The organism is Streptomyces sp. So13.3 (assembly GCF_005860785.2).
Taxonomy (GTDB): domain Bacteria; phylum Actinomycetota; class Actinomycetes; order Streptomycetales; family Streptomycetaceae; genus Actinacidiphila; species Actinacidiphila fildesensis.
In genome coordinates, this window is the sequence record NZ_CP048835.1 from 8831420 (window position 1) to 8842623 (window position 11204).

The 11204-nt window shown below is 69.2% G+C and carries 13 protein-coding genes; 8 read left to right on the forward strand and 5 right to left on the reverse strand.

The genetic code is table 11. From position 1 onward, the window contains the following. Positions 1 to 37: 37 nt before the first annotated feature. Positions 38 to 856: a DUF2785 domain-containing protein gene (locus C8250_RS39360; RefSeq protein WP_138356639.1), complete on the reverse strand. Its 819-nt coding sequence runs from the start codon at positions 854 to 856 to the stop codon at positions 38 to 40. 318 nt (positions 857 to 1174) lie between these two features. Here C8250_RS39360 and C8250_RS39365 point away from each other — a divergent pair, with 318 nt between their 5' ends. From C8250_RS39365 to C8250_RS39385, 5 genes are all read left to right on the forward strand, one after another. Continuing rightward, positions 1175 to 1942, forward strand: coding sequence for a helix-turn-helix domain-containing protein (locus tag C8250_RS39365; RefSeq protein ID WP_138356638.1), 768 nt, complete (start codon positions 1175 to 1177; stop codon positions 1940 to 1942). A 39-nt stretch (positions 1943 to 1981) separates the two neighbouring features. Further along, positions 1982 to 2212, forward strand: coding sequence for a hypothetical protein (locus tag C8250_RS39370; protein ID WP_138356637.1), 231 nt, complete (start codon positions 1982 to 1984; stop codon positions 2210 to 2212). Between the two features lie 243 nt (positions 2213 to 2455). After that, positions 2456 to 2917: a hypothetical protein gene (locus C8250_RS39375; protein WP_138356636.1), complete on the forward strand. Its 462-nt coding sequence runs from the start codon at positions 2456 to 2458 to the stop codon at positions 2915 to 2917. Between the two features lie 71 nt (positions 2918 to 2988). Then, positions 2989 to 3960, forward strand: a complete 972-nt coding sequence (locus C8250_RS39380; protein WP_138356635.1) for a hypothetical protein — start codon at positions 2989 to 2991, stop codon at positions 3958 to 3960. 70 nt (positions 3961 to 4030) lie between these two features. Further along, complete coding sequence (locus tag C8250_RS39385; protein ID WP_138356634.1) at positions 4031 to 4297, forward strand: hypothetical protein; 267 nt, start codon at positions 4031 to 4033, stop codon at positions 4295 to 4297. Between the two features lie 131 nt (positions 4298 to 4428). Here C8250_RS39385 and thrS read toward each other — a convergent pair whose 3' ends face one another. After that, on the reverse strand, positions 4429 to 5748 hold the full coding sequence (gene thrS / locus C8250_RS39390) for a threonine--tRNA ligase (RefSeq protein ID WP_138356633.1): 1320 nt from the start codon (positions 5746 to 5748) through the stop codon (positions 4429 to 4431). A 179-nt stretch (positions 5749 to 5927) separates the two neighbouring features. Here thrS and C8250_RS39395 point away from each other — a divergent pair, with 179 nt between their 5' ends. Both C8250_RS39395 and C8250_RS39400 read left to right on the forward strand, forming a co-directional pair. Then, on the forward strand, positions 5928 to 7046 hold the full coding sequence (locus C8250_RS39395) for an IS630 family transposase (protein ID WP_138356632.1): 1119 nt from the start codon (positions 5928 to 5930) through the stop codon (positions 7044 to 7046). Between the two features lie 93 nt (positions 7047 to 7139). Further along, on the forward strand, positions 7140 to 8237 hold the full coding sequence (locus tag C8250_RS39400; RefSeq protein ID WP_138359673.1) for an IS630 family transposase: 1098 nt from the start codon (positions 7140 to 7142) through the stop codon (positions 8235 to 8237). A gap of 79 nt (positions 8238 to 8316) precedes the next feature. Here C8250_RS39400 and C8250_RS39405 read toward each other — a convergent pair whose 3' ends face one another. Continuing rightward, positions 8317 to 8811, reverse strand: coding sequence for a cupin domain-containing protein (locus C8250_RS39405; RefSeq protein ID WP_138355363.1), 495 nt, complete (start codon positions 8809 to 8811; stop codon positions 8317 to 8319). A 252-nt stretch (positions 8812 to 9063) separates the two neighbouring features. Here C8250_RS39405 and C8250_RS39410 point away from each other — a divergent pair, with 252 nt between their 5' ends. Next, a complete protein-coding gene (locus C8250_RS39410) occupies positions 9064 to 9765 on the forward strand; it encodes an alpha/beta hydrolase (RefSeq protein ID WP_232485970.1) in 702 nt (233 codons plus the stop codon). On the opposite strand, the gene C8250_RS43040 is transcribed toward C8250_RS39410, so the two are convergent. Both C8250_RS43040 and C8250_RS39425 read right to left on the reverse strand, forming a co-directional pair. Next, positions 9749 to 10432 carry an FAD-dependent oxidoreductase gene (locus C8250_RS43040; RefSeq protein WP_346268789.1) on the reverse strand — a complete coding sequence of 228 codons (684 nt, stop codon included), beginning with the start codon at positions 10430 to 10432 and terminating at the stop codon, positions 9749 to 9751. The two genes, C8250_RS39410 and C8250_RS43040, sit on opposite strands and share 17 nt — an antisense overlap. A 30-nt stretch (positions 10433 to 10462) precedes the next feature. Then, positions 10463 to 11161: a TetR/AcrR family transcriptional regulator gene (locus C8250_RS39425; protein ID WP_138355364.1), complete on the reverse strand. Its 699-nt coding sequence runs from the start codon at positions 11159 to 11161 to the stop codon at positions 10463 to 10465. Positions 11162 to 11204 lie beyond the last annotated feature (43 nt).

Sequence of the window (11204 nt, forward strand, 5' to 3'; positions counted from 1 at the left end):
CGCACAGCGGCTGCCCCTCCGGGCGGTGCCATGAACGTCAGGCGAGCCAGCCGTAGGGCAGCCGGAGGACGGCGGCCACACGATCGGCGACGACCGGAGCGTGCGGTGGAACGCCTCCGTCGGCAAGGCCGCGGGTGAGATGGAGATGCAGGGACTGGAGCGTGGCGAAGGTGTTGAAGGCCCAGGGTGGAACGGGGCCGGGGCCGCCACCGTCGAGGGCGTCCGTCACGATGCCCAACCAGCCGGTGGCCTGCTCGGCCGTCAGGTCCGGAGCGAGCAGGATGCGGCTGAGCGCGTGGGCGAGACGGGCATCCTCCAGCTGCGCGTAGCGGTAGTCGGTGTGTTCGGCCGTCATCCGGCGGGCGCACAGTTCCAGCAGTTCGGTGCGGCGGGCGGGCAGCGCCTGTCCGAACGCGGCGGCCGCGTCGGCGCCGTGTGCGACGGCGTGCAGCCAGCCGAGGGAGTCGTCCCAGCCGCGGGTGTCGAGCTCCGACGGGTACCAGGAGGCGAAGCCGGCGTACCAGCGCTCCGCGGCCGTCCGCGGCACCGTGCCGGGGGCGGCCTGTCCGCGGGTCAGAACGCACCGGAGCACGAGGGGCGCGAAGGTCCTGGCCTGGATCTCCCGATGGGTGAAACGGTCCGCGGCGGCGTCACCGAGGTCCTCCAGAACCTCGTCGAGGTGACCTTCGCGTATCCAGCGCGCGGCGGCGGTGTAGGCGTGCTCGTCCCGGACTTCGGGGTCGGGGGACACGAGCATGGCCGACAGCTCGTCGCCCAGCCGGGCGACCGGTACGGCGGCGGGGAACGGGAAATCCGTGGCGGCGATCGACGACCAGTCGACAAGATCCGTACTCATCGCCCGAGCCTTCCACGCCCCTCGAAGACCGGCAAGGAAAGCGATCGGCTTTCGGTTCCGCCTCCGCGCCGCGAGATGAGCCTCAACCCCGTGGGCCGGGCGTACTACGACCTGTCCACGTCGCGCTGCGTACGGAACTCACGCTCCGCGGTGCTGAACTCGAGTGTCGTCGGAACCGTATTCCCTGCGAAGCCGGGGTGCGGGGTACGAGCCGGCGTTCGGTCAGGGTGGGCGGCGCGCGCGGCCGTGGGGGTCGGTCGACGACACCACGGGCAGCGCCGGCAGCGTGGTGATCGCATCGAGACGGGGGTCTCATCGATGAGGCAGTTGAACGAGCCGTTGAACCGGCCAGGCGCGTACGAGCCGGAGACAGGGGTCCTGGCGGATCTCCCGCCGTGGGCCGGCGGGCGTGGTGTGCTGCAGGGCGCATTCGGACTGCTGGGGGCTGTGGACCGGGCCGGGGAGGCAGGACTGACGAGGCTCGCGTCGGAGTGCGGGCTGCCCAAGACGACCGCGTACCGGCTGCTGGAGCAACTGGTCGCGCTGAACGCCGTCGAGCGGTGCCACGGGGGATACCGGATGGGTCCGCGCATGTTCCAGCTCGGGCAGGAGTGGCAGCCGCATCCCGGGCTGCGGGCCGCGGTGCGGGAGCCGGTGCGCCGCCTGCTGGGTGCGACCGGCGCGACCGTGGGCATCAGCGCGTTACGCGAGGGTCAGACGCTGGTACTGGACTGGACGCCCGGCGAGAACACGGTGGTGCCACCGCCACGCAGCGGCACGGTCTGGCCGTGGTTCACCGCGGCGGGCAAGGTGCTGGTGGCCGGGGCGGACCGCGCTCTGCCGCTCGACCGGCTCCCCGCGTCCTGGCCTCGCGAAGCGGCGGCGATCCGGGACCGCGGTGCCGCGTTCGACCGTGAGGAGGTGGTGCCGGGAGTGTGCTGTGTGGCCGTTCCGCTGTACGCCGCGGACGATGTCCCGGTGGCGGCGTTGTGTGTCCTGACGCATCCCGCACAGCATCTGGAACGGCTCGCGGATGTCGTGCAGCGGACGGGCAAGGCCATCAGCGCGTCGCTGCGCGTCCGGTGAGCGGGTCCGCCGACCGGCACGGCGCGCGGTGCGTCATCGGTGCTCGGGCGCCGGCTCGGCGTCGTCGGCGAGAGCGGCACGTACCTGCTCCCGCGCAGCCGGCCGCGCCGGGACGTCAGGACGTGCGGCGCGCCGGCGAAGGCGGCCGGGGTGAGCGGCTTTCCGGCGAGGGGGTGCCCGCGCCGGACGACGGCGACCATCTCGTCGGTGAACGACGGCGACCATCTCGTCGGTGAACAGCGTCTCGACGAGGGGTTCGGGCGCCGGTGAGGTGATGACCCGGATCTCCAGGTCCGCTGTCCCGTCGCGCAGGACGAGGTCGTCGTCCGCCCTGGTGTGCGCACATGTGCGCATGCATCGGCACTTTCTTCCTGCGGCGCAAGCAAATGCGGCGGACGGTTCGCTGGGGCTGATGACCTCCGGCGAACCCGGCCTTGCGAAGTGATGGGTGCCCTCTTCGCCGCGGGCAGGCCTCTTCACCTTGGACGGGTGGGCTCCTATCATCCGTGCGGGGTGCGCGCACTCGATGACGACGGCGAACCGGCGTCATGGAACATCCGCGACGGTGCGCCGGACGTGAAGGACCCGGTGAACGCCTGCTCGGCCGGGACCATGCTGGAACCGACCTCGCAGGCGCCGAGGCACGGTTGCAGCATCCGGTTCGCCAGGCCGGACGGGCTCGGCGCCGGGAAGGCGACACTCGACATCAAGGTCACCGTGCGGTGCGTGTCGCGTTCACCCCGCCCGTGCTCGCTGCTCGGCGGGCAGTACGCGCCGTCCTCCGGGCATCCCGTGACGGCGCTCGTCACCACCACACACACGATGACCTTCGCTCCGGACTCCTCGGCTTCCGCCGGTGGCACCGATTCTCCCGACCCGTCGGATTCGGCCTCGGACGACACGCAGGGGCCGACCGGTGACCCCTCCGAAGTGACGCCGTCCGACTCGGCAACGCCCTCCGAAGGCGGGACGTGACCCCGGACCCTGAACCGAATCCGATCCCGGATCCTGAACCGAATCGGGGCCCGGAGCCCGACGCTCCACTCGTGGACAGCCAGATCTGGGCACGCCTGTGGACGGTGGCCAACGTCATCGCGCCGACCACCGCACTGACCACCCTGCTGTTCTACTTCGGCTACGTGGCGACGACGGCGCGCTTCCGCTACTTCGGTGTCTACCTCGACATGGTCGACCTGTCGTTGCAGGAGATGCTGCTCTACGGCGTGGAGGTCGTCTATCCGCCCCTCATCGTCCTCGCGGTCATCAGCCTGCTGGTCATCGCCGCCCACACCACGGTCCGCTGGATGGTGTCCTCCTCGGATCGCGACGCCATCACCGGTTGGGTGGGGCTGTTCACCGTTCTCCTCGGGCTGCTGGTGTTCACCAGGGGCGTCGTCGGGCTCCTGATACCGCGCGTGGCGCGCACCGAGACGATCGCGACGACACCGGTCTGTCTGGGGTGCGGCGCCCTCGCGATCGCCTACGGCCTCGGACTGCTGCGCACCTTCGCCATCCGCTGGGACCGGCACCGTGCGGCGGTCGGCGACCCGTCCGCGGATCCGCCTCCTGCTCTGCCTCCGCCCGCGCCTCCTTCGCCCGCCGCGCACAGCGGTGAGCTCGCCGTTTGGCTGGAGTCCCCCGCTGTCCGGCGCATCAGCCGCTATGCCCTGGCCTGGGTCGCCGTCATCGTCGTAGCCGGCTCTTTCTGGACGGCCAACAGCTTCGCCGCCGCGTACGGCCGGGGCCGGGCGCTGGACGACGCGGCGTCACTCGAGCACCGTCCGGAGGTCGTGCTCTACACCAAGGAACCCCTGCGGGATGCCCCCAGCGGAGTTGAGCAGACGGAGGTCGCCGGCGCGGCGAAGGACTCCTACCGCTTCCGCTACCGAGGGCTGCGCCTGCTGGTCGAGTCGAACGGCAGGCTGTTCCTCGTCCCCGCGCAGTGGATCGCCGGCAACAGCGAGACCCTGGTCGTCCCCTACGACGACTCCATCCGCATCGGCCTCATCGCGGGATGACGGGGTCCGGCTCCGCGTCCGGGCAGCCGATTTCGGCGCGGTGTCAGTGCCGGCTGCAATGCTGATGGGCATGGGTGAACTGATCTGGCGCCGGGTCTACGGTGCCGACCATGACGATCCGGATCCGGGGCCACGGACCGGTCACGTATACCGGGAACTGGTCGGCGGTCCCCTGGACGGACTGCTCCTCGACGTCACCGGCTGGACGAACCGGCAACTGCAGGAAAGTGCCGCGCTGATCACCGAGATCGGCAGGTTCGGCCCGGGAGGCCGTGCCCTCTACGGCCCCCGCGCGGGCGACCCGGATCACTGGGACTGGGAAGGCGACACCCGGTGACACGGTAGGTCCTGTGCGGCAGACCGCGGTGAGCCTGAGACGCCGGGTCGGACGGTCCTGGCCATGGTCCTGTCCAAGGCCATCCGATCCGGCGCATCTCGATGCCACCGCGGGCCGGGTCGAACCGCGCACTACGCTTTGGCGTCGCCGTCCCACAGGTCGGTGCTGTGAGCGTCGACGAGAGCGGAGATGCGGGCCAGCACCTCCGCGGCGGGCAGGGCGTCCAGGCGGCGGCCGTCCCGCAGGCGCAGGGCGACCTGGTCGTCGACGGCCTCCTTGGCACCGATCACCGCCTGGTAGGGCACAAGCCGTGCGAGCCGGATGCGCGCACCCAGGCTGCCGCGCTCCGGCCCGGCGAGTTCCGCGCGCAGCCCCTGGTCGAGACAGCGGTGGACGAGTTCGGCGGCCTGCGGCAACTCGGCGTCGGAGACCGGGAGAACGACGAGCTGGGTGGGCGCGAGCCAGGCGGGGAAGGCGCCTCCGTGCTGCTCGATGAGGTGCGCGACGGCACGCTCGACGCTGCCGATGATGCTCCGGTGGACCATGACCGGCCGGTGTTTCGCGCCGTCCGCGCCGATGTAGTGCAGATCGAACTGCTCGGGCTGGTGGAAGTCGATCTGGATGGTGGACAGGGTGGACTCGCGGCCGGCGCCGTCGACGACCTGGACGTCGATCTTGGGTCCGTAGAACGCGGCCTCGCCCCCGGCGGCTTCGTAGGGCAGGCCGGAGCGGTCCAGGACCTCGGTCAGCAGGGCGGTGGACCGCTCCCACTTCTCCGGGGCGGCCACGTACTTCCCGCCGGGGCCGGGGAGCGAGAGCCGGTAGCGGCTCGGGCTGATGCCGAGCGCCTCGTACGCCCGGCGGATCATCTGCAGCGCCGACCGGGCCTCGTCGGCGACCTGGTCCAGGGTGCAGAAGATGTGCGCGTCGTTGAGCTGGATGGCCCGCACGCGGGTCAGCCCGCCGAGCACGCCCGACTGCTCGGAGCGGTACATGCCTCCCAGTTCGGCCATACGCAGCGGCAACTCGCGGTAACTGCGGGAGCGTGAGCGGTAGATCACCGCATGGTGCGGACACAGGCTCGGCCGCAGCACGACCTGCTCACCGCCGAGGTCCATCGGTGGAAACATGTCGTCGCTGTAGTGGGACCAGTGCCCCGAGATCTCATAGAGCTCCCGCTTGCCGAGCACCGGCGAGTACACGTGCCGGTAGCCCGCGCGCCGTTCGGCGTTGCGGATGTACTCCTCCAGCGCGTGGCGCACGGTCGCACCGTCGGGCAGCCAGTACGGCAGCCCGGCACCGATCAGCGGGTCGGTGTCGAACAGTTCCAGCTCACGACCGAGTTTGCGGTGATCATGCATCGTGGTCTCCTCGCGGACAGTGAGGCGAGTGACCACACGGCGAAGCCCCGGGGCACTCGCCCCGGGGCTTCGGACTAAGACATCAGTCAGCGCGCCGGGACACTCTCCGGCGTCGTCGTCATAGCAGCGCGCTTCATGCGTTCACGCTAGTGCGCTGTCCACGAACGTTGGCCGGGCTGGTGATCCCTGAATGATTTTTGGGGTGTTGGGGCTTGGCGGCGGCGCTGTGGTGGCAACGTGGTTGTCATCCAAGGTGAGCGAGGTGCCTCATGGCTGAGCGGGTTCGAGCACGACGGTTAACTGATCAAGAGGGTCAGAAACTTCAGCAGCTGGTCCGGCGGGGCCGCCACGAGTCGGTGCGGGTTCGCCGGGCACTGATCATCATGGCGTCGGCATCCGGCACCACCGTGCCGGCGATCGCGCACCTGGTCGCCGCGCACGAAGACACCGTGCGCGATGTGATCCACGCCTTCAACGACAAGGGCCTGGCCGCCCTGGACCCTCGGTGGGCGGGAGGCCGTCCCCGCCTGATCAGCGATGACCAACGCACTTTCATCATCGCGACGGCCACCACCCGCCCCATCACCCTGGGCTGCCCCTTCACCCACTGGAGCCTGCGCAAACTCACCGACTACCTGGCCCGCAACCGGATCAAGACCGTGAAGATCGGCCGGGAACGGCTCCGGCAGATCCTGCACGAGCACGACATCACCTTCCAGCGCACCCGCACCTGGAAAGAGTCCACCGACCCCGACAAGGACACGAAACTCGACCGTATCGAGCACGTGACCAGCCACTTTCCGTATCGGTGCTTCGCTTTCGATCAGTTCGGCCCGTTGTCGATCCGCCCCTGGCACGGCTCCACCTGGGCCGCTCAAAACAGACCGGACCGGATGCCGGCCACCTACCACCGCACCCACGGCATCCGGTACTTCCACGGCTGTTACTCCCTCGGCGACGACCAACTATGGGGCGTCACCCGTCGCCGCAAAGGCGGTGACCACAGCCTGTCCGCCCTGAAGTCAATCCGTGCTGCCCGACCCGACGGCGCCCCCATATACGTGATCCTGGACAACCTGTCCGCGAACAAGACCCCAACCATCCGCACCTGGGCGCGAAGGAACAACGTCGAGCTGTGCCTGACGCCTACCAGCGCGTCGTGGGCCAACCCGATCGAGGCCCAGTTCGGTCCCTTACGCACCTTCGTCATAGCCGGCTCCGACCACCCCAACCACACCGTGCTCGAGCGAAGACTCCAGAACTACCTGCGATGGCGCAACCTCAACGCCCGCCATCCCGACGTCCTGGCCGCCCAACGCCGAGAACGTGCCAAAGTCCGCAGCGAACGCCAACAACGCTGGGGCCGCCCACGACCCAAAGCCGCCTAACCACACCCGGCCAACGTTCGTGGACAACGCACTAGTGTCCTGCGCCAGTAGTTGATCGTTAGATGCTGTGTGACTTCTACTGCTGGTGCATCGGTGCCTCGTCGGGGCCCGAAACTGGAGCCGTTACTGCTGTGTGCGGATGAGCGGGCGGTGTTGGAGAGGTGGACGCGTCGGGCGACATCGGCCCAGGCCCTGGCCTTGCGCGCGCGGATCGTGTTGGCGTGCGCAGGGCCGGAGGTACCGCCGATCGTTACGGTCGCCAGGGATCTGCGGGTGAGCGCGGACACGGTTCGCAAGTGGCGGCGGCGGTTTCTCGTCGACCGGCTGGATGGTCTGGTCGACGAGCCCCGGCCGGGCCGGCCACCCACGATCGATGTCGGTCAGGTGGAGGCGGTCGTGGTCGCGACGCTGGAGGAGATCCCGAAGAACGCCACTCACTGGTCGCGGAAGTCGATGGCGGACCACAGTGGTCTGTCGAAGTCCACGGTCGGCAGGATCTGGCGGAGGTTCCAACTCAAGCCGCACCTGACGGACACGTTCAAGTTGTCGACCGACCCGTTGTTCGTGGAGAAGGTCTACGACGTCGTCGGGCTGTACTTCAACCCGCCCGAGGGCGCCGTGGTTCTCTCGGTGGACGAGAAGTCCCAGATTCAGGCACTGGACCGCTCTCAGCCGGTGTTGCCGATGATGCCGGGCATGCCGGAGCGCCGTACTCACGACTACGTCCGCAACGGCTTGACCACCCTGTTTGCCGCGTTTGATGTCACTACCGGGCAGGTCATCAGTGCCCTGCACCGCAGGCACCGGGCGGCGGAGTTCAAGAAGTTCTTGATCCGCATCGACAAGGAGGTGCCCGCGCACCTGCAGGTGCACCTGATCGTGGACAACTACGGCACGCACAAGACTCCCGCGATCAGGGCCTGGCTGAGCAAACACCCGCGGTTCCAGATGCACTTCACGCCGACCGGCTCGTCGTGGATCAATCAGGTCGAGCGATGGTTCGGCTTCCTGGCCGACCAGATGATCCGTCGGGGTGCCCACAAGAACGTCCAAAACCTCGAAGCCGACATCCGCGCCTGGGTGAAGAACTGGAACGAGGATCCCAAGCCATTCATCTGGACCAAGACGGCGGAAGAGATCCTCGACTCCCTCGCACGCTTCTGCCGACGGATCTCCGGCGCAGGACACTAGCAGAGGCGCGGCAGACATCGCTGGCCCATTTTCCGATGGCGCGCAGGGCTCTCACCAACCCTGCGCTCAACCCTTCGGACTACTTCGCCGCGTCGAGAGCGGCGCGCCACACCGGGCTGTCGACGTAGTGGTTGTCGTACTGCTCGGAGGAGTCCTTGATCTCCTGCGGGCTCGCCTCACCGCGCATCACCCGGCCGAGCAGCCGCAGGTAGTCGAAGCGCGGCATGCCGGGGGTGAACACGAACAGCACGTCGGCCTCGGCGCCGGGGGCCGCCGCGAAGGCGTGCGGGGTGTGCGGCGGCACGAGCAGAAGGTCGCCCTCGTTCAGTATCTTCACCTCGTCATCGACGAGCACCTGCAGGGAACCGCCGATGACGAAGAAGAGCTCCGAGGCCCGCGTGTGAAAATGGGCCGGAGCACCCACCGCCCCCTCCGTGAACTGCGAGCGGTAACTCGTCAGCGAGCTGCCGTCGGTGCCGCAGTCGGCGAGAAGGGTCATGACGCTGCTCGGGTCACTGGTGGTCTCAGCGGTGGCGGCGCGCGTCAGAACCGGCGTCAGTGCGTTGGCGTTCATGGTGGTACTCCCTGCTCCGGGCGGTTGCCGCGGGGTTGTTCCGTTGCTTGATGAGATAACTCTAGCCAACCAATAGACCTCGTGCGGGGTGCATTTCGGAGCAGGAAAGATGGGTCAATCGGAGGGCCTGGATCCGGCGTGAAGCGTCCGGCGACGCGGCATCGCAGTGCGTGCGATGAGTTCCGGGCCGTGGCAGCGTCTAACGTTGTGGCGGCTCGATACGCGCGTCGCCGGGCTGCGTGAGGACTGACGATGGCGACCTATGTGCTGATTCCCGGTGCGGGAACCGACTCCTGGTACTGGCACCGGGTGGCGCCGCTTCTGCGGGCCCGGGGGCACGACGTGGTGACGCCGGATCTGCCGTGCGCGGACGAGACGGCCGGGCTGGCGGAGTACACCGAGGTGGTGCTGGAAGCCATCGGTGACCGTAAGGACCTGGTGCTGGTGGCGCAGTCGATGGGCGGGTTCACCGCCCCGCTGGTCTGTGCGCGGGTTCCGGTGGAGCTGATGGTGCTGGTGGCGGCCATGGTTCCTGCGCCAGGGGAGTCGCCGGGGGACTGGTGGGCCAACACCGGGCAGCCCGGTGCCAGACGGGAGCTGGATGTGCGGGAGGGGCGTGACCCGGATGCCGAGTTCGATCCGCGGATCACTTTTCTGCACGATGTTCCCGAGGATGTGGCCGCCGCTCTGATGGTGCGGCCAGCGCCGCGTCGTCCAGGAACGGCTGGGCTTCACCCCGGACGAGATGGACGGCGGCCACCTCCCGGCGCTGGCCCACCCGCAGGAACTGGTCGAACATCTGGAGGCCTACCGGATCTGCAACCACGCCGAGTCCAGCCGGTGACGCCGGTGCGCAACGGCAGGATCGCAGCTTCGCGGGAAGCGGCGATCCTGCCCGGCCCTGATGCGGCGCGGTCACCTCAGGAGTTCCACAGGTTCAGATCTGCGTCGTGATTTCGCTCGCGGCACGTTCGCCGGAGGCCACCGCGGCGTTCAGGGTGGAGTTGTCGACGTCGGTGTGCTCGCCGGCGAAGTGGATCCGGCCCTCCTGGACGCCCTCGTAGCCGGCGAACGAGGTGTACTGGCCGACCTTGTAGCAGTGATAGGCGCCGAGGTGCCAGGGGCTGTAGCGGGCGGTTCCCGCCGCGCCGTACGAGGCGCTGAAGGCGTTGTACACGTCGCCGTCCCAGTCGCTCTGCTGCTGGGCCCCGGTGTAGGTGCTGTTGTTGATCCGGGTGACGTAGTCACCGGTGTCCAGCGCGCCGCAGTTCGCGTACTCGCGCTTGAGGCCCAGGGTCGCGGCGAGCTTGAGGATCGCGGTGTCGGTCGAGCTGATGAAGACCCCGCCGTGCTCGCTGACCTGGCCGTTGTCGAAGAAGCCGCGCAGGGACCAGCGGCGGCCGCCGAGGTGGGTAATGTCCGCCTCGTACACGGTCGCGGCCACCGGCTTGCCACGGTTCCACAGCTGGTGCGCACAGCGGAGGCCGGCGAGGCCCGCGCCGACGCTCGGGCGGCGGGGTGGAGCCCGCCGCGGGTATCCGAGTCGAGGGGGAGTGAAGCGCTGGCACATCAGTGTTGCCAACAGCATTGCGCCAACGCGGCAATGCCAACGCTCAGCCATCCGTGGGGATCCGGGCGGACCCGCGTGGCGTTATGCCCCGCGAACGGCCTCGGCCTTCCGCTCGATCGCGGCGATCAGCGACTCGACCCTGGCTTCGAAGATCTGGTCATCCGTCACTTCGGCCAGCTGGGAGCTGAGTTGGGTGATGTTGGGGAACGCGGTGGCGTCGACCCGCCGGTACTCGCGGTTCCACGAGGACTCGTCACCGGCCCGTACGTCCGGGTCGAACAGCAGATAGGCGGCGCGCTGGCCGACGTGCGCCAGCAGGGAGTCGCCGACCATGCGGTAGTGCACGGCCGCGTCCTGGCCCGAGAGCCCGGCCTCCATGACGGCTCCGAGGATGAGTTCGACGATGCGGAACTCGTTCGTGCGCCGGGTGGTGCGGCTGGCCATGGCCGACGCGACCGCCGGGTATTTGAGGGCGACCCGCAGGGAGCCGGCGGCCAGGGCGCGCAGCCGTCCCTTCCAGTCGAGGCCGCCGGGGATGCCGTCGAGCACCTCTCCCAGCGTCCGGTCGGCGACGGACAGCAGCAACTCGTCCTTGTCGCGGAAGTGTCGGTAGATCGCGGTCGGGTCGGCGCTCAGCTCCTCGCCGAGGCGGCGGACCGTGAAGGCGTCGGCGCTGCCGCGAGCCGCGATGCGCAGGCTCGCTTCGATGATCGCGTCGGGTGACAACTGCGCGCCGGCGCGCTTCGTCCGGGCGGGGGTGGCGGCGTGTGGGTTCGGCATGGTGCGGCCAGTCTAACGACGCCCGCACCAATGCGCGCAACGC

Coding starts and splice junctions, on each gene's coding strand:
- C8250_RS39360 (WP_138356639.1), bottom strand. CDS start 856: ATGAGTACGGATCTTGTCGACTGGTCGTCGATCGCCGCCACGGATTTC.
- C8250_RS39365 (WP_138356638.1), top strand. CDS start 1,175: ATGAGGCAGTTGAACGAGCCGTTGAACCGGCCAGGCGCGTACGAGCCG.
- C8250_RS39385 (WP_138356634.1), top strand. CDS start 4,031: ATGGGTGAACTGATCTGGCGCCGGGTCTACGGTGCCGACCATGACGAT.
- C8250_RS39395 (WP_138356632.1), top strand. CDS start 5,928: ATGGCTGAGCGGGTTCGAGCACGACGGTTAACTGATCAAGAGGGTCAG.
- C8250_RS39405 (WP_138355363.1), bottom strand. CDS start 8,811: ATGAACGCCAACGCACTGACGCCGGTTCTGACGCGCGCCGCCACCGCT.
- C8250_RS39410 (WP_232485970.1), top strand. CDS start 9,064: ATGGCGACCTATGTGCTGATTCCCGGTGCGGGAACCGACTCCTGGTAC.
- C8250_RS43040 (WP_346268789.1), bottom strand. CDS start 10,432: ATGGCTGAGCGTTGGCATTGCCGCGTTGGCGCAATGCTGTTGGCAACA.
- C8250_RS39425 (WP_138355364.1), bottom strand. CDS start 11,161: ATGCCGAACCCACACGCCGCCACCCCCGCCCGGACGAAGCGCGCCGGC.